General features: G+C 42.0%; 24 protein-coding genes and 2 tRNA genes. 13 read left to right on the forward strand and 13 right to left on the reverse strand.

Features of this window, described 5'->3' with window-relative positions; genetic code table 11:
• Window positions 1-696, forward strand: a complete 696-nt coding sequence (locus D8862_RS03250; RefSeq protein WP_125448668.1) for an ABC transporter ATP-binding protein — start codon at window positions 1-3, stop codon at window positions 694-696.
• A gap of 15 nt (window positions 697-711) precedes the next feature.
• Entirely contained in the window at window positions 712-1,446 is a 735-nt protein-coding gene (locus D8862_RS03255; RefSeq protein ID WP_125448669.1) for a hypothetical protein, read from the forward strand.
• A gap of 31 nt (window positions 1,447-1,477) precedes the next feature.
• Here D8862_RS03255 and D8862_RS03260 read toward each other — a convergent pair whose 3' ends face one another.
• The gene (locus D8862_RS03260; protein ID WP_001288930.1) at window positions 1,478-2,173 is read right to left on the reverse strand and encodes an LrgB family protein; all 696 of its coding nucleotides are present in this window, start codon (window positions 2,171-2,173) and stop codon (window positions 1,478-1,480) included.
• The gene (locus tag D8862_RS03265; protein WP_000781325.1) at window positions 2,170-2,544 is read right to left on the reverse strand and encodes a CidA/LrgA family protein; all 375 of its coding nucleotides are present in this window, start codon (window positions 2,542-2,544) and stop codon (window positions 2,170-2,172) included. Before D8862_RS03265 ends, D8862_RS03260 begins: the two co-directional genes overlap by 4 nt.
• 196 nt (window positions 2,545-2,740) lie before the next feature.
• On the opposite strand from D8862_RS03265, the gene D8862_RS03270 reads away from it, so the two are divergent.
• From D8862_RS03270 to queF, 7 genes are all read left to right on the forward strand, one after another.
• A complete protein-coding gene (locus D8862_RS03270; RefSeq protein ID WP_084948991.1) occupies window positions 2,741-3,121 on the forward strand; it encodes a MarR family winged helix-turn-helix transcriptional regulator in 381 nt (126 codons plus the stop codon).
• Between the two features lie 97 nt (window positions 3,122-3,218).
• Window positions 3,219-3,440, forward strand: a complete 222-nt coding sequence (locus tag D8862_RS03275) for a DUF4649 family protein (protein WP_061454342.1) — start codon at window positions 3,219-3,221, stop codon at window positions 3,438-3,440.
• A 13-nt stretch (window positions 3,441-3,453) separates the two neighbouring features.
• Entirely contained in the window at window positions 3,454-3,768 is a 315-nt protein-coding gene (gene trxA, locus D8862_RS03280) for a thioredoxin (RefSeq protein WP_001029581.1), read from the forward strand.
• A gap of 202 nt (window positions 3,769-3,970) precedes the next feature.
• A complete protein-coding gene (gene queC, locus D8862_RS03285) occupies window positions 3,971-4,624 on the forward strand; it encodes a 7-cyano-7-deazaguanine synthase QueC (protein WP_125448670.1) in 654 nt (217 codons plus the stop codon).
• Entirely contained in the window at window positions 4,624-5,067 is a 444-nt protein-coding gene (gene queD, locus D8862_RS03290; RefSeq protein WP_000464570.1) for a 6-carboxytetrahydropterin synthase QueD, read from the forward strand. Before queC ends, queD begins: the two co-directional genes overlap by 1 nt.
• On the forward strand, window positions 5,060-5,776 hold the full coding sequence (queE, locus tag D8862_RS03295) for a 7-carboxy-7-deazaguanine synthase QueE (protein WP_125448671.1): 717 nt from the start codon (window positions 5,060-5,062) through the stop codon (window positions 5,774-5,776). The genes queD and queE overlap by 8 nt, the downstream gene beginning before the upstream one ends.
• 18 nt (window positions 5,777-5,794) lie before the next feature.
• Window positions 5,795-6,286 carry a preQ(1) synthase gene (queF, locus tag D8862_RS03300; RefSeq protein WP_000082582.1) on the forward strand — a complete coding sequence of 164 codons (492 nt, stop codon included), beginning with the start codon at window positions 5,795-5,797 and terminating at the stop codon, window positions 6,284-6,286.
• 218 nt (window positions 6,287-6,504) lie between these two features.
• Here the strand turns inward: queF and D8862_RS03305 are convergent, their stop codons facing one another.
• The 9 genes from D8862_RS03305 to D8862_RS03350 all read right to left on the reverse strand — a co-directional run bounded on the left by D8862_RS03305 (window position 6,505) and on the right by D8862_RS03350 (window position 13,593).
• The gene (locus D8862_RS03305) at window positions 6,505-7,173 is read right to left on the reverse strand and encodes an MIP/aquaporin family protein (protein WP_000714825.1); all 669 of its coding nucleotides are present in this window, start codon (window positions 7,171-7,173) and stop codon (window positions 6,505-6,507) included.
• Between the two features lie 109 nt (window positions 7,174-7,282).
• Window positions 7,283-8,074, reverse strand: a complete 792-nt coding sequence (locus tag D8862_RS03315) for a DUF2785 domain-containing protein (protein WP_125448672.1) — start codon at window positions 8,072-8,074, stop codon at window positions 7,283-7,285.
• Between the two features lie 73 nt (window positions 8,075-8,147).
• Window positions 8,148-9,944, reverse strand: a complete 1,797-nt coding sequence (pepF, locus tag D8862_RS03320; RefSeq protein WP_125448673.1) for an oligoendopeptidase F — start codon at window positions 9,942-9,944, stop codon at window positions 8,148-8,150.
• Between the two features lie 10 nt (window positions 9,945-9,954).
• A complete protein-coding gene (locus tag D8862_RS03325) occupies window positions 9,955-10,698 on the reverse strand; it encodes a 16S rRNA (uracil(1498)-N(3))-methyltransferase (protein ID WP_125448674.1) in 744 nt (247 codons plus the stop codon).
• Window position 10,699: 1 nt separating this feature from the next.
• A complete protein-coding gene (gene prmA, locus D8862_RS03330) occupies window positions 10,700-11,650 on the reverse strand; it encodes a 50S ribosomal protein L11 methyltransferase (protein ID WP_125448675.1) in 951 nt (316 codons plus the stop codon).
• Between the two features lie 137 nt (window positions 11,651-11,787).
• Window positions 11,788-12,261 carry a GNAT family N-acetyltransferase gene (locus tag D8862_RS03335; protein WP_000614680.1) on the reverse strand — a complete coding sequence of 158 codons (474 nt, stop codon included), beginning with the start codon at window positions 12,259-12,261 and terminating at the stop codon, window positions 11,788-11,790.
• A gap of 58 nt (window positions 12,262-12,319) precedes the next feature.
• Entirely contained in the window at window positions 12,320-12,688 is a 369-nt protein-coding gene (locus tag D8862_RS03340) for a hypothetical protein (protein WP_000575391.1), read from the reverse strand.
• A complete protein-coding gene (locus D8862_RS03345) occupies window positions 12,685-13,113 on the reverse strand; it encodes an NUDIX hydrolase (RefSeq protein WP_125448676.1) in 429 nt (142 codons plus the stop codon). Before D8862_RS03345 ends, D8862_RS03340 begins: the two co-directional genes overlap by 4 nt.
• Before the next feature lie 9 nt (window positions 13,114-13,122).
• Window positions 13,123-13,593, reverse strand: a complete 471-nt coding sequence (locus D8862_RS03350) for a DUF3013 family protein (RefSeq protein ID WP_125448677.1) — start codon at window positions 13,591-13,593, stop codon at window positions 13,123-13,125.
• Between the two features lie 115 nt (window positions 13,594-13,708).
• Between D8862_RS03350 and D8862_RS03355 the strand changes: the two genes are divergently transcribed.
• The 4 genes from D8862_RS03355 (at window position 13,709) to D8862_RS03370 (ending at window position 16,322) form a co-directional block, all read left to right on the forward strand.
• Window positions 13,709-14,980, forward strand: coding sequence for a replication-associated recombination protein A (locus D8862_RS03355; protein WP_125448678.1), 1,272 nt, complete (start codon window positions 13,709-13,711; stop codon window positions 14,978-14,980).
• Between the two features lie 264 nt (window positions 14,981-15,244).
• Window positions 15,245-15,317, forward strand: a tRNA-Lys gene (locus tag D8862_RS03360).
• 354 nt (window positions 15,318-15,671) lie between these two features.
• Entirely contained in the window at window positions 15,672-16,187 is a 516-nt protein-coding gene (locus D8862_RS03365) for a DUF308 domain-containing protein (RefSeq protein WP_042902646.1), read from the forward strand.
• Between the two features lie 62 nt (window positions 16,188-16,249).
• A tRNA-Lys gene (locus D8862_RS03370) sits at window positions 16,250-16,322 on the forward strand.
• A 140-nt stretch (window positions 16,323-16,462) separates the two neighbouring features.
• Here D8862_RS03370 and D8862_RS03375 read toward each other — a convergent pair.
• Together D8862_RS03375 and D8862_RS03380 are read right to left on the reverse strand one after the other, a co-directional pair.
• The gene (locus D8862_RS03375) at window positions 16,463-17,551 is read right to left on the reverse strand and encodes an AI-2E family transporter (RefSeq protein WP_004256071.1); all 1,089 of its coding nucleotides are present in this window, start codon (window positions 17,549-17,551) and stop codon (window positions 16,463-16,465) included.
• A 9-nt stretch (window positions 17,552-17,560) separates the two neighbouring features.
• Complete coding sequence (locus D8862_RS03380; protein ID WP_001062783.1) at window positions 17,561-18,850, reverse strand: membrane protein; 1,290 nt, start codon at window positions 18,848-18,850, stop codon at window positions 17,561-17,563.
• Window positions 18,851-19,238 lie beyond the last annotated feature (388 nt).

The following is a 19,238-nucleotide window of genomic DNA, read 5'->3' on the forward strand; positions in this document are numbered from 1 at the left end:
ATGACATTACTAGCATTTGAAAATGTATCCAAATCCTATGGGGCTACAGCAGCCCTTAACAATGTTTCCCTTGAGATTCCCGCTGGAAAAATCGTCGGGCTTCTCGGTCCAAACGGATCTGGAAAAACAACCCTGATCAAGCTGATCAACGGACTTCTCCAACCAGACCAAGGACGTGTCCTCATTAACAACATGGACCCAAGTCCTGCTACCAAGGCCATTGTCTCTTATCTACCAGACACGACTTATCTGAATGAACAGATGAAAATCAAAGAAGCACTGACCTACTTTAAAACTTTCTACCAAGATTTCAATCTTGAGCGGGCTCAGCACCTTTTAGCAGATCTTGGCATTGATGAAAACAGTCGCCTCAAGAAATTGTCAAAAGGAAACAAGGAAAAGGTTCAATTAATCCTCGTTATGAGCCGTGAAGCTCGTCTCTACGTGCTCGACGAACCAATTGGTGGTGTGGATCCGGCCGCCCGTGACTATATCTTGAACACCATCATCAACAACTACTCACCAACTTCAACTGTTTTGATTTCTACCCACTTGATTTCAGATATTGAGGCAATCTTGGATGAAATCATTTTCCTCAATAACGGAAAAGTCGTCCGCCAAGGAAACGTGGATGATATTCGTGACGAGTCAGGTGAATCCATTGACCAGCTCTTCCGCCAGGAGTTCAAAGCTTAGACAAAGGAGATTATTATGTTTTGGAATTTAGTTCGTTATGAATTTAAAAATGTTAACAAATGGTATCTAGCTCTCTACGGTGCTGTGCTTGCAATTTCGGTTTTGATTGGTGCATCCATTTCTGGTATTAGTCAGACCTACACTAGTTACGGTAATAACCCCTACTATCTGTTAGGCTTTCTGATCTTAGTTTTTGGGGGACTCAGCGTTACTCTCTGGATCGCAACAATCTTTCTAATCATCCGACGCTTCAAGGGAAGTGTCTACGATCGCCAGGGCTATCTGACATTGACGCTCCCCGTCTCTGAACACCAAATCATCACCGCCAAATTACTAGGTGCTCTCATTTGGTCAATCATAAGCTATATTGTATTTATCTTGAGTATCATTATTATCTTCTCACTCACCCCTGTAGTGAAAGATTTGCCACTCCTCTATCGATTTATCTCTCCTTATCTCGGTTACGGTTGGCTCTATGCCCTCTCTCTTCTGGTGGGTTCAATTACTTGGATTTTATCGATTTACCTTTGTATCTCAATTGGTCAACTATTTAACGAATATCGTGCTGCTATGGGAATTTTAGCCTATATCGTGCTTAACATCGTGATTGGCTATATTTCTATCTTCTTCCGAATGGATTATGATTTTAACCTCCTAATCAGCGTTGATCTCCTCAAAGATTTCATTCTAGCAATTATCTACTATCTCGGAACCTACTACATCTTGAAAAACAAGGTTAATTTGCAATAAAAAATGCCCAGCTAAAAAGCTGGGTTTTTCTTTAACTCAATATCAAACTGGCTACAATGGGGCTCACAAATACGTAGAGAATACCAGTGACTCCGATAGCCAAGCCACCCATGGCTCCTGCGACAGAACCGTATCGAAAGGCGGTCCCAGTTCCAACAGCATGCCCTGTCCCTCCAAGAGAAAGTCCAACAGCTACCGGATCATCTATCTTCAACCACTTCAAAAGTGTTGGTCCGATAACACTAGTCAATATCCCAGTCGCCACTACGACGACCAAGGTTACTGTCGTCAAGCCTTGCAATTTTTCTGTGATTCCAACTGCCATGGCAGTTGTCACCGACTTGGGAAAGAGAGAAATGGCTAGGAAAAAGTCCATGCCAAAGATTTTTGCCACTATGGCGGTGAAGCTAGTATTGACAACTACTGCTAGCAGACTACCAAAGAGAATACTCCGCGCATGGTGCTTCATCAGATGAAAGCTCTTATAAAGCGGAATCCCTAGAGCTACGGTCGATGGTACGATCAAGTTGTTCAGATAAACCCCACCTTGATAGTAATCTTGGTAAGAAATACCCGTTACCTTTAGAAAGATGATAATGAAAATAGCTGACAAAAGCAAAGGCGTCGTCAAAGGATGTGGAAAACGTCTGTAAATCAACATTCCCGCTAGATAAGCTAGGATAGATAATGCAATCCCAAACAGAGGATTGGATACAAATTCACTCATTTGGCATCTCCTTTCTCATAATCTCCTTCAAAACGTCTCTTGATGAACTGAACCACTAGGGCGATGAGGATAATGTTGATGACAGCCGCAAAAAAGACAATCAAGACAATGGGCAAGAGATAGGGGGCAATCACATCAAACTTTTCCATGATTCCCACTGCTGGTGGCAAAAAGAGAATGGTCATATTAGCCAGCAGAAAATTCCCCACCATATTGACATGCCTGGTCCTTAGCCACTTGAACTGTAAAGCTAGAAATAGAATAATCAAACCGATAATACTGCCTGGGATAGGCAGATGAAAGAAACTGGAGATTCCCTCACCGATTAGAGAAATCACAAAAAGAATCATTAATTGAACATATAACTTCATCTCAAACTCCTTGAAATAGAATTCTTGCATACCAGTTTACTCTTTTTTCAGAAAATTTCAAGGAAATATCGAAATTTTTCTTTCTTGCAAGGATTAGCTAAAAGTAGTATAATCATTGCATGCGCAATCATCTTGTGTTACAAAGACAATCAGTAATGACTTTGTGATTTTTACTTTGAAAAGAAAGGAGAAAGCAATGACCTATTTGGAAAAATGGTTTGACTACAACCGCCGTCAAAAGGAAATAGAAGCCTTGTTGGAAGAAACTATTGCCCAGCAGAGTGAACAAAGGCTGAACTTGAAAGAGTTTTATCTGCTATACTATCTGAATCTAGCCCAAGAAAAATCTCTACGACAAATTGACCTGCCAGATAAACTCCATCTCAGCCCAAGCGCTGTTTCTCGAATGGTAGCTCGACTAGAAGAGAAAAACTGTGGTTTGCTTAGTCGCCGATGTTGCGATCAGGATAGACGGGCTAGTTTTATCTGCCTGACTGATGAGGGACAAACAGCTCTATCTTACCTGCAAAAAACCGTCGAGGAAAGACTGGAAACCAGTCTTGACTTCATTTCTTAATCAGATTTTTTAAAAAAGTTGCGTGCGCAATCATTTTTCTTGACATTCCTCGTTTCAAGGAGTACAATAAAGTCAAGAACGAATAAAGGAGTTTTATATGATCGAAATTACCTATCTAGATGCCAGCAAGCAAGAGAGAACCATGACTTTCGAGTCTTATGAAGACTTTGAACGCTCTCAACAAGCTTGCCTTATCGGTGTCGCAGACTATTACCCAGTTCAAAAATTAACCTATAATGGTCATGATTTGGACTACCATGGGACTTATGGAGATGTCTTCTTCTATCTCATGAAACAAGATTTAAGCCAATATAAGTAAAAGGAGAAATACAATGGCAAAAGCAATTACAGATGCAACATTTGAACAAGAAACAAAAGACGGTTTGGTCTTGGTAGACTTCTGGGCAACTTGGTGTGGTCCATGTCGTATGCAAGGTCCAATCTTGGACAAATTGTCTGAAGAACTTTCAGAAGATGTCTTGAAAATCGTTAAAATGGACGTTGATGAAAATCCAAACACAGCTCGTGCCTTTGGAATCATGTCTATCCCAACTCTTCTCTTCAAAAAAGACGGACAAGTGGTGAAACAAGTTGCAGGTGTTCATACTGCAGAACAAATCAAGGCCATCGTTGCTGAATTGAGCTAATCAAATGAGAGACCAAGTACTTTATTTGGTCTCTTTTTTCTTGCCCTTTGCCATTTTTCAAAAAATATGCTAGACTGTAGGTAGAATATTACGATGTTTGGGACATGCCATCGCTAAAAAAAACCTCTACTTGGTATTTTTTAGCTCCCCTCAAGGGAGCTTTTTGCGTGCTCTGAACATTTCCCATTTTGGAAGGAGTACTATGAAACGTCAATCAGCCTTGGTCGTCTTTAGCGGCGGTCAAGATTCCACAACCTGCCTCTTTTGGGCTAAAGAACACTATAAAACAGTCGAAGCCGTCACCTTTGCCTACGGCCAACGCCATCATCTCGAAATTCAAGTTGCTAGAGAAATCGCTAAGGAACAAGGCATTCGTCATCACATCTTAGATATGTCTCTGCTGGGACAAATCACTGAAAATGCCCTGACCTCTGATCTGGATATCGAGCAAAAAGAGGGAGAGGTTCCCAATACCTTTGTTGATGGCCGCAACCACCTCTTTCTTTCCTTTGCGGCAGTTCTTGCCAAGCAACGAGGCATTAAAGATATCGTGACAGGTGTCTGCGAGACAGATTTCTCAGGCTACCCTGATTGTCGGGATGTCTTTGTCAAATCCCTCAATGTTACTCTCAACCTTGCCATGGATTATGACTTTGTTATCCAAACACCTCTCATGTGGCTAGACAAGGCTGAAACTTGGGAATTAGCCGACCAACTCGGTGCCTTTGACTATGTTCGTGAAAAGACTTTGACCTGCTACAATGGGATTATCGGAAGTGGCTGTGGAGATTGTCCAGCCTGCCACCTACGTCAGCATGGCCTTGATGTTTATCTCTCACAGAAAGGAGTGGGCTAATGTTTTTTGCACCCAAAGAAATCAAACAGGAAACTGGGGAGTCTCTTGTCTACAATCCTCACAGAACCTTGGTATCAAAAGAGTTTACTTTCGACGCTGCCCACCACCTCTTTCACTATGAGGGAAAATGCAAATCCCTGCACGGCCACACTTATCATCTGCAGATTGCTGTCAGTGGATTTTTAGATGAACGGGGTATGACCTACGATTTTGGAGATATCAAAGCTATCTACAAGGACTACTTAGAGCCCCATTTGGATCATCGCTATCTCAATGAAACCCTGCCTTATATGAATACAACCGCTGAAAACATGGTTTACTGGATTTTCCAAACCATGAGTCAAGAGTTGCCAGACGAACGCGGTCTCCGTATGGAATACGTTCGTCTCTATGAGACTCCGACTGCCTTTGCAGAGTTTAGACGGGAGTGGTTAGATGACTAGGGAACGTGTCCTCAAACTACCAGTTCTGGAAATCTTTGGCCCAACCTTTCAAGGTGAAGGTCGTGCCATCGGGCAGAAAACCATGTTTGTCCGTACTGCTGGTTGCGACTACCATTGCGACTGGTGCGACTCTGCCTTTACTTGGGATGGTTCTGAAAAGCCAACTCGCATGACCGCTGATGAAGTCATTGCTGCCTTAGATAAGCTAGGAAGCTACGACTATGTAACCCTATCTGGGGGAAATCCTGCTATCCTAGCAGCCAACATGGCCGAACTCGTCACCAAGCTCAAGGAACGTGGTGTCACTCTGGCAGTTGAGACCCAAGGCTCCCGCTGGCAAAATTGGTTAAAAGATATTGATCAGGTCACTCTGAGCCCCAAACCTCCTTCATCAAAGATGGAAGTCAACTTTGAGACCTTGGACTTTATCGTTTCCCAACTGGACCCAGGCAAGGTCACCTTTAAAATCCCTGTCTTTGACGATGCCGATTTGGCCTTTGCCAAAGAGGTTCAAGAACGCTACCAACCAGATGTCCTCTTCTTATCAGCAGGAAATCCTGAGCCCAAGGCTACAGGCAATATTGTCCAAGACCAACTGGATCGCCTCAAAGAACTCTGGGAACATGTCGCTGCTGACGATAGCTGGGGCAATGTCCGCGTCCTTCCTCAACTTCATACCCTCCTCTACGACAACCAACGTGGTGTTTAAGATTAGAAAGAAAAAATCATGTCACAACAAGAAGAAATGAAAAACCTAAGCCTACTAGGCAATAAAGAAACCAACTACATTTTCGACTATCAACCAGAAGTCCTCGAATCCTTTGACAATCGTCATGTTGAAAATGACTATTTCATCAAATTCAACTGTCCTGAATTTACCTCGCTGTGCCCTATCACTGCTCAACCAGACTTTGCGACCATTTATATTTCCTACATTCCTGACAAGCTCTGTGTCGAGTCAAAATCCCTCAAACTCTACCTCTTTAGCTACCGAAATCATGGGGATTTTCACGAAAACTGTATCAACACCATAGGGAAAGACTTGGTCAACTTGCTAGACCCTCGCTATTTAGAAGTCTGGGGAAAATTCACTCCGCGCGGTGGCATTTCAATTGACCCCTACTACAACTACGGTAGACCTGGAACTAAGTATGAAGGATTGGCAGAACAGCGTCTCTTCCAACACGACCTTTATCCAGAGAAAATTGACAACCGCTAAACTCATACTCAATGAAAATCAAAGAGCAAACTAGGAAGCTAGCCGCAGGTTGCTCAAAGCACTGCTTTGAGGTTATAGATAAGATTGACGAAGTCAGCTCAAAACAGTGTTTTGAGGTTGCAGATGGACGCTGACGTGGTTTGAAGAGATTTTCGAAGAGTATCATACGAAAAAGCCCTGTTCCTCAAGCTGAGGAGCAAGGCTTTTTTGAGTTTCAATTATTCTTCTGTTCCAAGGAAGTTTTTCGCTACAAGAGCTGCAAGAACACCACCAACGATTGGGGCAAGGATGAAAATCCAAACTTGTTGAAGAGCTGCGCCACCGACCAAGACAGCTGGTGCCAAGCTACGAGCCGGGTTCACTGAAAGGCCAGTAATGTTCAAGCCCACAAGGATCATGGCCATCAATGACAAACCAATTACTAAACCAGCAATCGCACCATTTCCCTTGCTTGCTGATGTTACAGTCATGATAACTAGGACAAACAAGAAAGTTGCGATGACTTCAAACAAGAATCCACCAAAGACAGTGACACCGTTTGCCAAGGCATTTTCACCAAGACTAGCAGTTGACATGCCTGAGTTAGACAAGAGGAAGAATACTGCAGCTGACGCAAGGAAAGCTCCAACTACTTGTCCAAGGATGTAGTTTACGAGTTCTGAAGATGACAAACGTTTGTTTACAAACATAGCGATCGAAACAGCTGGGTTCAAGTGAGCACCTGAAACAGTTCCGATTGAGAAAGCTGCAACTACAATTGCCAAACCAAAGGCAAAAGCAATTCCAAGGTGTCCAAGGCCATTAAGACCATTTCCAAAAACAACAGCTCCTGTTCCAATGAACACAAGCATAAATGTACCGATTAATTCAGCAACAAATTTTTTCATGATAAGTCTCCTTTTTTCAAACTATGTATTAGTCTATCAGAAGAAGGAAAGGGTTTCAAGAAAATTGACTGGAAAGTTACTTGAAAATCATGAAACGACTCTCTTAGACTTAGTACTGAAAAGATTGAATGGCTTCTTTCAAGGCATCTTGTAAACTATTTCTCTGGTCAAGTTGGATATAGACTTCCAACAGACAGGATCTGAAATTGGAAAATTTATAAAAATCTTCGGTCTCTTCTATTGGAAAATCAACAGTTTTTATCCAAGAAGCTACTTGTTCCTGATCTAATTTCCCTTGCAAAATGGGTTCATAAAGTACTCTCGCTAACCGCCAATCCTCATCATTTGTAAAACGAATGGGAATTCTTTTAAATAGTTGACCCAGTACATCAAATACTTCATAAACTCTGTTACTAGGAAAATCTGGATGACAAACGACTTCCGTCAAGAGATCCGCTCCATGCGCAAAAGCGTGAACCCAACCATACTGACTTGAAAAACCTGTCGTCTCTTTTTCCTTTGTAAGATAGTGTAAGCCTTGATTTAGCATGGTAACCCTGATAGGAGAAGACAACTGCTGGTAATAAAGTGATTTCTTAGTACCATCGCAGGACAGTAGATTGGCATAAATAAGCGCCCTAAAAGAACGTTTAAGAGCTGAAACTCCTCTACTATCAATCTCTTTGTATAGACCTTCATCAGAGGAGACCTCTTCTGAGATAAACTGAAACTGCTCAAGGGAAAACAACTCTTCTTGAATCCCTCTAGCCAAACTCGTAAAAACAAGTTCGTCTCGAATCTCTGGATTGGGATCCCCTATGTGATCAAGTAACCACTGGAGTTCTTCTTGACGATAGCTCGGTTTTTCTTCTGCTATTTTTCTAAGTAACTCTTGATACATGGTCAATACCTCTACATTTCTAGTAACTTATCAAAAAGCCATTCTCTGTTCATATCCTTATCCTAAATCCTCTTTACTCTCCCAACTCAGCACTGTAGGCGATAATCTGGTCAACTGTGTCTGACAAGAACTGGATGGTATCACGGAGTGGTTTGTCTGTTGAGATATCCGCTCCGATAATCATGGCTGACTCAAGCGGTGTCTTACTACCACCTGATTTAAGGAGATTGAGCCAGTCTCTAGCTCCAGTCTCAGAGTTTTTCAGATGGAGGTAACCTGCAGTCGAGATGACAAGACCAGCAGAGTAAGTGTAACTATACAAGCCCATGTAGTAGTGAGCTTGGCGCATCCAAGTCAGTGCCGCATCGTCATCAATTTCAATAGCATCTCCCCAGAAATCTGTCAAAACTTCCTTCATAATGCTGTTGAGTTTGCTTGCTCCAAAGGTTTCCCCTTCTTCAATCAATGTATAAACCTTACGCTGGAAGGCTGCCTCCAAGAGGTGGGTGATGAAATTATGGAAGTAGGTATCTGTCAAGCGGTGGGCAAGAGCGAAACGTTTTTGACGAGGGTCGTCAGATTGGTGCTCCAAGTAATCACTAAGAAGCAATTCATTGAAGGTTGATGGCGCTTCGACGTAGTAGGTCGACATATGAGCATTGAAGTAACTTTGGTGATTGTCTGAAAAGATGAATTGACCAGAATGTCCGATTTCATGAATCAAGGTATAGACATCACTCAAACGACCAGTCCAGCTCATGAGGACATAAGGGTGCACGCGATACGGATCCGCCGCATAACCACCAGAATCCTTGCCACTATTAGCAGCAAAGTCCACCCATCGTTCCTCTTGATAACGAGCAACTTCCTGACAATATTCTTGTCCCAAAGGTTCTACTGACTTCATGACCAAATCATAGGCATCGTCAATAGTCACTTCAGGATTCAGGGCGCTATCCAAGTCCAATTTCCAGTCTGCAAAAGTCATCTTTTCAAGACCATTGACCTTGGCAACATGCTTGAGGTATCTCTGGGCAACTGGCGCAAAGTCCTTCATGATGAGGTCGATCTGGCGGTCAAACATAGCACGGTCCACTTCTTGCTCAGCCAGAAGATAGTCAAAAACTGAGTCGTAACCCTTCATATCTGCCAAGAGTTTTTCAGACTTGACTTGGGCTAGATAGGCTGCCGCAGCTGTATTTTGGTGCTTACGAAGTCCTTCTGAGAAAGAACGGAAGGATTTCTCACGAACCTCAGCGTCCTCGTGGTTTTGGTAAAAATTTTCATAGGTCACAAAGCTGTTTTTGTAGGTCTTGCCATGGGCCTCAAAGTCAGCCATTTCAAAATCCCCAGCTCGCATTTTAGTATAAATGTCCTGTGGACTATAGAAAACTTCACCGAGATTGGTCAAGGCCTTCTCAACATCTGCCCCTAGGTAGTGGGCTTTTTTGATCTTAGCCTGACGAATAGCTGCTGTCAAGTGGGGAAGTTCCCCCAAACGGTCCAAGACTTCCTCGTCTGCTGCTACCAAAGCGTCGTCAAAGAAGGTCAAGGCTACGCTGGCATCTGTTTCAAATTCCATCCCAGCTTGGGCAATGTTGGCAAAATCTTCGTTGCTATAGTCTGTCGTCTGAGGCATAAAGGCGTAATTGCCGATATGGCTCATCTGGATATAGATTTGTTCCAATTCTGCAAAGGCCTTCTCGAAATCTTCAAAAGTGTGAAGATTGCCCTTGTAATCACGGCTAAATTGATTGATGTCTTCGCGCGTTTTCTCGATTGCACGCAAGAAATCCTCACGGTCTTGGTATAGGGCGGTTAAATCCCAAAGTTCCTTCTCTGAGAATTCTGAACGGTGTTTTTGTTCCATTTTCTTCCTCTTATTTCTCTAATTCTACTAAAACACTAAGGGCTGATAAAGCATAAAGTGGTGCTGTTTCTGCTCTTAGAATGCGAGGACCAAGTCCTGCCAAGACGGCTCCTTTAGTTTCAAAACCCTCAATTTCTGCAGGTGAGAGACCGCCTTCTGGGCCAAAGATAAAGAGCAATTTGGCTCCTTTTTCAAGACCAGTAACTGCTTGTAAGAGTGCAGCGGCTTCTCCTTCTTTTGCTGATTCTTCATAGGCCACTATGATAGAGTCAAACTGGTCTAGTTGGGCTAGAAAGTCTGCTTTTTTCTCAAAAAGTGTGATGCTTGGAACGATATTACGTTTGCTTTGTTCAGCTGCTCCAAGGGCGATTTTTTCTAGTTTTTCAACTTTCTTGCCTAGTTTCTTGCCGTCCCATTTGGCAACTGACCAATCGGCAGGAAAGGCCCAGATTTGGCTAGCGCCTAGTTCCGTCACTTTTTGAGTAATAAACTCCAGCTTGTCTCCCTTGGGAAATCCAGATGCGATGGTTACTTGAACGGGCAGTTCTACATTGTCAGCTAATTCTTGAACCAACTCAAACTGACGATTTTCCACATCCAGCACGCGCGCCAAGCGCTTGACGCCATCATCAAAGACCAAGGTCACCTCATCCTCTTCTTTCAGGCGCATGACCTGAAACATATGCTTGCTGGTTTCCTTGTCCTCGATAGTGACAGGAGAGATAGGACTGCCTTTGACAAAATACTGTTGCATGCTAGCCTCCAATCACACCTGAAATATCCTTGGTCTTCTTAAAGACACAGGCATTCCATTCCCCTTGAATCATGTGAGTTTCAAGGAAAAATCCAGCCGCTTCTGCTGACTCCCGCACCATGCCCCACTTATCCTTGATAATCCCACTCATGATCAGGTAGCCTTCATCCTTGACCAAGCGATAAGCATCATCCGTCAGATGAATGAGGATATCCGCTAAGATATTAGCCACAATCACATCTGCCTCAATCTTAACACCCTTGAGCAAATCTCCAGCAGCAACATGGATGTTTTCCATACCAGGGTTGAGCTCAATATTTTCCTGAGCAACACGAACCGCTACATCATCCAGGTCATAGGCGAAAATTTCCTTGGCACCAAGCAGCGAGCTGGCAATAGAAAGGACACCTGAACCAGTCCCCACATCTAGCACCGTTTCGCCACCACGAAGAACCTGCTCCAAGGCAAAGAGGCTCATCTTAGTGGTTGGATGCGTCCCAGTCCCAAAGGCCATGCCTGGATCCAGTTTGATAATCTTTTCTCCCGCAGTCGCCTCATAGTCCGTCCAAGACGGCACGATGGTCAAGTCATGAGTAATGCGAGCTGGTTCATAGTATTTCTTCCAGTTGTCTGCCCAGTCTTCCTCAGCCAAGGCAGTCGTGCCCATCTTGACCTCTCCCAGATCCATAAAATCTGTTAATTCTGCCAGACGCGCCTGCAAATCTGCCTCAACTACTGCCACATCAACCGTTTCAGGGTAGTAGGCTGTCACTACGATTTCTTCTTGTTGCTCAACCTCTGGGAAGATCTCACCAAAACGATCCACATTCCCCACATAGTCCATGCTGTCTTCAATCGCAACACCTTGAGCACCTAACTCAATCAAGAGATTGGAGACCAGCTCCTCCCCCTCACGCTTTACTGTAACTTTTAACTCTTGCCATGTTTCCATAATTAAGATACCAAGCCCGTAAAACACAAAGCCAAAATAGGAAATTCTCTGAAGACGCTTGGGTCTAAGAGAAGTTTATCTTTTTGGCACAGTGTTTAGGGCGGGTTCAGTTTAGAAATGTAACCGAACCATCCTTTCTATTTGTCAATCAATTTTTTCATGTAGACCATATCCATACCTTCTTTTTCAGGTTCGATATGGGTTTTGCGGTAGCCATTTTTCTCATAAAAAGCGACCATGCCCGCATCCTGTAATACCGTACACAAATCCCACTGTGTGATGGTTGGAAATTCTTTTTCCAGCAAGCTCAGTCCCTCAGATCCATACCCTTTTCCTTGGTACTGGGGCAAAATCGCTGCCGTTCCCAACCAAGCCTCCGTCAACTCTTCATTGGTCTGAATTCGTAAAAAACCGATAATTTCGTCCTTTTCTTTTACAAAGTAGTAATAACTATTAAGACGCTCGACTAGTTTCCATTTGATTCGTTCGCGGTCCTCCAGATAAGGATCATACTCATCTTGATATTTTTCATAGACAGCCTTAAAGCTAGCTCTTTGAATTGCAATTACGGTTTCTAAATCCTCTGCTCCTGCTCGGATAATCTGAATCATACTAATACCTCCAAATCCACTCTCTCAACTCGCTTCCTATGCTCTTCCACACGCTGTTTTACTGACCCTCAAATTCTTCAATCACATCCGTGTAGTGTTCTTTCATTGCGTTATGAATCTGCTGTTTAAAAATACCAAACATAAGATAATAAACAAATAGAACAATTCCTGCAAACAGTATCAAAAATAAAAAATATACTGGAAGGGGCAGTACGAGACCTCTACCACTCAGTAAGGGTATAGCAAGCATTAATACCCAAATAACAGCCATAGAAATCCCAGCTACTTTCGTACCACTTTCTCTCTGCTTCTTTAACTTTAAATATTCCAAATAGATGAATGTAGCTTCTTCTCTAGAGTATTGTCCAGCTTTTAGTTTGCGTTTAACTTCCTTATTTAGTGTCGTTGTTGCAACTGCAAAAATCATTTTACTTCCTCCAAATAATCCCTCACTCTCCCCTGCAACTGGGGCACGACCTTATCTGAGCCAAGAAACTCCTCAATGCCCATTAGTTTGTAGCCCTGTCCCTCATCGCCAAAGACGATACTATCAAACTGTTCCTGCCTTAACTTACCAACTAGAAAGACGGATTCCTTCCCCTCAAAAAGCATACTTGGGTAAACCTTACTCCAAAGCAGACACTCTTCAATCAAATGAATTCCCAGCTCTTCGTAAACTTCACGCGCCGCACACTCAAAGGGACTTTCATCACCCTCTCGTCCGCCACCTGGCAATTCCCAGGTATTAGGGTATGGAATGTTTGATTTATCATCACGTAGGATAGTCAAGAGCTTATCACCACAAAAGAGGGCAATTTTGCAACCTGTAAAATCAGAAATTTCTATTTCCATATCATACTCCTAGTATCTCGGATAAGGGTAAAATTCTCCTTCTTCCAAGCCTGCTTTCCCTTCTTCAAAGACTTCTTGGTTCCATTCCATGACAAATTCTTCTGCTTCTGGATCTTCCAAAAAGTCCATGAGCGCATCCAGCCCAACCTCGGCAGTATCTTTTAGGAAAAGCGCAAAATAAGCTAAAAACTCGCGCGAGAAACCTTTCTTAGGTAGATAAGGGATGACCGTTAAATAGTCTTCTTTATTGACTGTTGACTTGGCAGGATTGTAAAAAAGCACTGCTTCCTCAAAGAGGATATCATCTGAAGAAACCTCTCCGTCCTCATCCACCATTTCCACACCTGCAGCGTTTTGTGCTTCCAATAGAAAACTCACTTCTACCGCATGGTTGCGCTTATCCCAACTAATCTCATAATCAAAAGGAAAGTTCTTGTCCAACTCTTCCTGTAAAACATCTAAAAATCCGTATGTTGCCATTTTGTCCTCTTTCTATGCGACTCTTTAATCGCCCCGATTGCTCGGAAATATGCTAAAATAGATACTACCATCTTACCACATATACATCAGAAAATCCATGTTAGAAAGGACTGCTATGCCAGACAATCTCGCGCTTCGCATGCGCCCTAAAACCATCGACCAAGTCATCGGTCAAAAGCATCTGGTCGGACCTGGAAAAATCATCCGCCGCATGGTGGAAGCCAATCGTCTGTCCTCCATGATTCTCTACGGACCTCCAGGAATCGGCAAGACCAGTATTGCCTCAGCCATCGCTGGAACAACCAAGTATGCCTTTCGAACCTTTAATGCGACTGTTGATAGTAAGAAGCGACTGCAAGAAATCGCTGAAGAGGCTAAATTCTCAGGTGGACTAGTTCTGCTACTGGACGAGATCCACCGACTAGATAAAACCAAGCAAGACTTTCTTCTACCACTCTTAGAAAGTGGTCTGGTCATCATGATTGGGGCTACGACTGAAAATCCTTTCTTTTCTGTCACTCCAGCCATTCGCAGTCGTGTTCAGATTTTTGAATTGGAACCTCTGTCTAACCAAAACGTCAAAGAAGCCATTCAAATGGCCCTGACTGACCCTGAACGAGGTTTTGATTTCCCTGTTGAGTTAGATGAGGATGCGCTGGATTTCATCGCAACCTCTACCAATGGAGACCTGCGTTCTGCCTTTAATTCACTAGATTTGGCTGTTCTCTCTACTCCTGAGAATGACAAGCGCATCCGCCATATCACTCTTGATATCATGGAAAATAGCCTACAAAGGAGCTATATTACTATGGACAAGGATGGAGACGGGCACTATGATGTTCTCTCAGCCCTGCAAAAGTCCATCCGTGGATCGGATGTGGATGCCAGTCTCCACTACGCAGCCCGCTTGATTGAAGCTGGGGATCTGCCTAGCCTCGCTCGTCGCTTGACTGTTATCGCTTATGAAGATATCGGCTTGGCCAATCCTGAGGCCCAGATTCATACCGTGACTGCTCTAGATGCCGCACAAAGGATTGGTTTCCCAGAAGCCCGCATCCTCATTGCTAATGTAGTCATTGATTTGGCCCTTTCTCCAAAATCCAACTCAGCCTATGTAGCTATGGATAAAGCTCTTACCGACCTCAAAACATCAGGTCATTTGCCTATTCCCCGACACCTGCGTGATGGTCACTACAGTGGTAGCAAGGAATTGGGGAACGCCCAGGATTATCTCTATCCACACAACTATCCTGGACACTGGGTCAAACAAGACTATTTGCCAGAAAAGATTCGCAATCATAGCTACTTCTCTCCAGAAGACACTGGCAAGTACGAACGGGCCTTAGCTCAACGTAAGGAAACCATTGATAAATTAAGAAATTTGTGAAATCCTTTTCAAAAAAAATAAATTTTCCTCTTGAATTTTTTTAAAAAAGTGGTATCATATAAATATAGAAACGCTGTGGTGTACGACTTCACACTTAAGTGTTGACCGACTATTTTTTGTATTATTAGGGAAACAAAAGTCTTCTAACAGCATGTAGGCCGTCTCACACGGAAACAGCTTCAGTTAGAGCGAGTTGCCCACCTGCTTAATTGCGCGGGTTCAATACAAACCGTGAAGTTTCGGCACCAATACAGCTTTTTATTTGCCTTCTTAGCTCAGTTGGTAGAGCAGCGGACTCTTAATCCGTGGGTCACAGGTTCGATCCCTGTAGGGGGCATCTAAATACAACAGGAAAAAGCCTTGTAAATCAAGGCTTTTTTTGCTTGTCTATAACTGATTTACCCCATCATTTGTCCCACATTTTAAATCTATCTTTTCTTTTTGAATCAAATTACATCTTTACAAATAGTGTAAAGCCAGTTACTTTTGCTTTGATGCCATACAATATTTTCATGTAGAGAAGACAAATTTTATCTTCTCTTTTTATTTTCAAAATAATAAAAACTGATTTTCTTTTCATAAATCAGACTGAAACTTCCAAATTTTCCATTTTGTTTATTGATATTTCCTCTAAAAAGGTGTATAATATTTTTATTATCAAACTATACTATACTATATAGGGGGTATTGAAATGAAATTTTCTAATCGTTTATCGCTATTCCTTGCAGGAGTTATTTTTGTCCTTTTAGCACTCTTTCTATTTACAGACCCAGTAGCTAATCTTGTTGCTTACAGCTGGTGGATTGCATTTGGTTTACTGGTTGCTTCTATAGCAGCTATTTTAGGCTATTTCTCTGTACCAAAAGAGCTTCGCTCACCAGCTCATCTTTTCCAAGGGATTGTTAATCTTCTCTTAGCTCTTTACCTCGTTGCCTATGGCTTTGTGACGCTGCCAGTTGTCATTCCAACTATTTTAGGAATTTGGTTAATTGTAGAAGCCATTATAGTTTTCTTTAAAGGCAATCGTCTGGGATTGATTTTCCCTATTATTGGCAACCATATCATGTGGATAGCGTTGCTTGCATTTTTACTAGGTCTAGTGATTTTGTTCAATCCAGTAGCTACAAGTGTCTTTGTCGTTTATGTCGTTGCCTTTGCATTTTTAATTGTTGGTTTCACCTATATCCTTGATGCCTTTCGTAAATAATCTAGCTGCCATTTTGGGCATATTAAAATAGCTGGGAAGTTACATTCTCAGCTTTTTCTGTTGCCTCCTTAGCTCAGTTGGTAGAGCAGTAGACTCTTAAGCTATGGGGCGCAGGTTCGAGCCCTGCAGGGGGCACATCTAAATCAACAGAAATAAGCCTTGAAACCAAGGCTTTTTTTAACGTCTAATAGCTTTTTGTAGAAAAGTATTTAAAAATAAAAGAGAAGAGAATCTCTCACTCTCTTCTCAGTATATCTTATTAAATTTAGTTTTTCTTAATCTAGCTGATTTTCCTTTGCAACGACAAATTCCTTAACCAATCGATAGATAACAGCAAATATCGGTGTAAAGAATATCATCCCAAGTAAGCCAAAGAGATTGCCTCCAATACTAGCAGCCGCAAGCGTGAAAATAGCTGGCAAACCAATAGACTGACCTACAACTCTAGGATAAATAAGGTTTCCTTCAATCAGCTGTATAACTTGATATAGAAGAAGAGAAAGTAAGGCTTGAGTAGGACTCACTGTGAAGATAAAAATCGCTCCCACAACACAAGCAATCATAGGCCCTACATAAGGAATGAACGATAGCACTCCTGCAAAGATACCTGTCATTACTCCATAGGGTATCCCAAACACGCTGTAACCAACCGCTATCATAACTCCTATGATAACTGCTTCAATCAGCTGACTCATCAAAAATTGGTCATAAGTCTCTAGTGCTACTTGTCCAATGTAAGTCAACTTTATCACCACCTTCTCTGGAAGAAAAACTTTTAGAAGTCGACTCGTCATCGCTGCCAAATGTTCCTTACTGGATAAAAATAAAAAGGTGAAGACTATAATCAAAAAGGCATTCATCAAACTTGAAAAAATATTGCCGATATTACTAGTCAGACCTGATAAAAAACCTATCAAAGCTTGGCTAATAGAACTAGATTGTCCCTGTATGCCTGATACGATAGTTGACAACATGTCTTTGGTTACAAATTCCGAGCTGCCTAGCAATTTCCCAAGTTGAGTAAGGACTGTTGAAAGGACTGTTCCCAGCTGACTAATAGTCTGGGCTAGGGTTGGCAGCACCAAAACCAAAAGAGCAATCACGATTAAGATAAGAGCTAGGAAAACAAGTACCATGGCAATCGGACGACGCAACTCTGCCTTTACCTTCAATTTAACTAAGTACTGTTCAATTTTTTTCATAGGAACATTAAGCACAAAAGCAATAACAGCACCATAAATCAAGGTTGATATTACATCAAAGAGAGAGATTGCTCCTGATATAAAGCTCGATGCATTCAGAATTACAAGAGCAACCAGCCCTATAAAAAGTATTAACGGGGTGTATTTTTTTACTAAGTTCATAAATTCTCCTTAATAAACATGTTTAGATACGACTATACTATTTGGTTTTTCAAACTCTCGATTAAGGTAGGCTTGGTAAGTTCCTGGAGCGATAAATCCTTTGGGTGAGAGGATATCGGTGCCAGCCTGACCGACTATGGTATCAGCCAAGAGCACACAGTTTGTAGATAAGACAAAGTAGGATTTAAACTTAGATTTGATAAATTTATAAAGTTCCCCATCTGTCTCATGTCTGATTTTATAAGCGTAGGTGTAGTCTTCCTTACCATCACCTGTCATGATTTTATCTGCACTTGGCTCCCATGGAATCGTCAGTTGTTTCAATTCAGCCAACTTTTTCTGAACTGCTTTTTCCATTTCAGGCGTCAAATCTATCCCATAACCAAAAAGCGTTTTTTGACTCTCACGTTTACATAGGTCAATGTACTTGTCACGATCACAGAAATATAAGACACCATCTCCTACCATGCCAAATAAGGTCTCAGAAGACGGATCATAGTTGCCATAAGAAATAACACGGCCTTGATAGCAGATATCCACATGACCAATTGCCGAAAACAGAGAGGTCTCAGCTGTATGAACAAAAATTTCAAGCTCCGCTGTCTTACCAGACTTCACCATTCCAAGATGGATATCCTCTCTCTCATCAGCATTTTCCTGCATGAATTTGTTGATTTTTGCTAAAGTTCTTGCAGGGATGAGAGCGGCTAGGACAATAGGTAAGCTAATTCTAATGCGACGTTTGAGATGGTTTTTCCCAATTTCCTCCTCAAACAAGAAACCATCACGGATATTGGACACACCATAAAGGAAAAAATAAGCCCCTAATACAAAGAGTTGAAAGACAGAATTTCCTGTAGAGGACAAAAGACTAGTCCCACCAAGAAAAACTAGTACGAGTCCATCTAGTAAGAGACGAAAACGAGGTCGAATTTTGTTTTTGCGGTAGAGAACATAGGTGACAAGGTTAATACTAGCATGAAAAATCTGATAAACTCCAATCACAAGAGCCAAAATATAAATCGGCACATCCGTCGCAAGATTGGAGCCAAGCAAATATCCCAGCACTAACAATTTAACCAGTGCAACTCCCAAGGTGTCCGTTGACTGACTTTTTTTGAAAATACGTAATACTAAATCTAAGACCGTTGCTATCCAAGCTAAAAACAGAACCAGTCGAATAACCTTTACTGGCAACCAAGTCCCCGTGACCATCAAGATGAGACCTAGCAGAACAAACAAGAACCCCTGAGCAAGTAATTTCTTACCTGTCAGACCTAAAGATAGAATTTTCGCCATATAAAAACCTTTCAACAATAAAAATTAAACACTCCGATTAAACTGACTAGTAAATAGCCAACACTACAAACAGCCTGTGCCAGCAACATATGGTGACTAGAAATGACTGTAGTAATGTCACCATCTTGTCTTATGCACTTCTAAAATTTGTTATATTGATTAGAAGCCAGAGCTTATAAAAACTAGCTAAACTCGAGAGATAGACACAATTGCGACGAAAAAATGTATAACCAATTCAACTTGTTAAGGTAAGAAAGCATTATTTCCAATCTATTAATTATTCATCTATTACCTATTATGACACAATATTCCCTATAGTTCAACTTTTTACTTGTTTTTATATTACACGGACTAAAAAGTTTTCAACAGTTGATTGCATTTGTTTTAA

Origin of the sequence: Streptococcus oralis, from assembly GCF_003942585.1 — a bacterium.
Taxonomy (GTDB): Bacteria; Bacillota; Bacilli; order Lactobacillales; family Streptococcaceae; genus Streptococcus; species Streptococcus oralis_BE.

Excerpts from the sequence above, each read along its gene's own strand:
- D8862_RS03275 (WP_061454342.1), top strand. The coding sequence starts at position 3,219 with ATGATCGAAATTACCTATCTAGATGCCAGCAAGCAAGAGAGAACCATG.
- D8862_RS03270 (WP_084948991.1), top strand. The coding sequence starts at position 2,741 with ATGACCTATTTGGAAAAATGGTTTGACTACAACCGCCGTCAAAAGGAA.
- D8862_RS03265 (WP_000781325.1), bottom strand. The coding sequence starts at position 2,544 with ATGAAGTTATATGTTCAATTAATGATTCTTTTTGTGATTTCTCTAATC.
- trxA (WP_001029581.1), top strand. The coding sequence starts at position 3,454 with ATGGCAAAAGCAATTACAGATGCAACATTTGAACAAGAAACAAAAGAC.
- D8862_RS03340 (WP_000575391.1), bottom strand. The coding sequence starts at position 12,688 with ATGATTTTTGCAGTTGCAACAACGACACTAAATAAGGAAGTTAAACGC.
- D8862_RS03335 (WP_000614680.1), bottom strand. The coding sequence starts at position 12,261 with ATGATTCAGATTATCCGAGCAGGAGCAGAGGATTTAGAAACCGTAATT.
- D8862_RS03305 (WP_000714825.1), bottom strand. The coding sequence starts at position 7,173 with ATGAAAAAATTTGTTGCTGAATTAATCGGTACATTTATGCTTGTGTTC.
- D8862_RS03260 (WP_001288930.1), bottom strand. The coding sequence starts at position 2,173 with ATGAGTGAATTTGTATCCAATCCTCTGTTTGGGATTGCATTATCTATC.
- D8862_RS03355 (WP_125448678.1), top strand. The coding sequence starts at position 13,709 with ATGCCAGACAATCTCGCGCTTCGCATGCGCCCTAAAACCATCGACCAA.
- D8862_RS03380 (WP_001062783.1), bottom strand. The coding sequence starts at position 18,850 with ATGGCGAAAATTCTATCTTTAGGTCTGACAGGTAAGAAATTACTTGCT.
- D8862_RS03325 (WP_125448674.1), bottom strand. The coding sequence starts at position 10,698 with ATGCAACAGTATTTTGTCAAAGGCAGTCCTATCTCTCCTGTCACTATC.
- D8862_RS03365 (WP_042902646.1), top strand. The coding sequence starts at position 15,672 with ATGAAATTTTCTAATCGTTTATCGCTATTCCTTGCAGGAGTTATTTTT.
- D8862_RS03315 (WP_125448672.1), bottom strand. The coding sequence starts at position 8,074 with ATGTATCAAGAGTTACTTAGAAAAATAGCAGAAGAAAAACCGAGCTAT.
- D8862_RS03350 (WP_125448677.1), bottom strand. The coding sequence starts at position 13,593 with ATGGCAACATACGGATTTTTAGATGTTTTACAGGAAGAGTTGGACAAG.
- queD (WP_000464570.1), top strand. The coding sequence starts at position 4,624 with ATGTTTTTTGCACCCAAAGAAATCAAACAGGAAACTGGGGAGTCTCTT.
- queC (WP_125448670.1), top strand. The coding sequence starts at position 3,971 with ATGAAACGTCAATCAGCCTTGGTCGTCTTTAGCGGCGGTCAAGATTCC.
- D8862_RS03250 (WP_125448668.1), top strand. The coding sequence starts at position 1 with ATGACATTACTAGCATTTGAAAATGTATCCAAATCCTATGGGGCTACA.
- pepF (WP_125448673.1), bottom strand. The coding sequence starts at position 9,944 with ATGGAACAAAAACACCGTTCAGAATTCTCAGAGAAGGAACTTTGGGAT.
- D8862_RS03345 (WP_125448676.1), bottom strand. The coding sequence starts at position 13,113 with ATGGAAATAGAAATTTCTGATTTTACAGGTTGCAAAATTGCCCTCTTT.
- D8862_RS03255 (WP_125448669.1), top strand. The coding sequence starts at position 712 with ATGTTTTGGAATTTAGTTCGTTATGAATTTAAAAATGTTAACAAATGG.
- queF (WP_000082582.1), top strand. The coding sequence starts at position 5,795 with ATGTCACAACAAGAAGAAATGAAAAACCTAAGCCTACTAGGCAATAAA.
- D8862_RS03375 (WP_004256071.1), bottom strand. The coding sequence starts at position 17,551 with ATGAACTTAGTAAAAAAATACACCCCGTTAATACTTTTTATAGGGCTG.
- prmA (WP_125448675.1), bottom strand. The coding sequence starts at position 11,650 with ATGGAAACATGGCAAGAGTTAAAAGTTACAGTAAAGCGTGAGGGGGAG.
- queE (WP_125448671.1), top strand. The coding sequence starts at position 5,060 with ATGACTAGGGAACGTGTCCTCAAACTACCAGTTCTGGAAATCTTTGGC.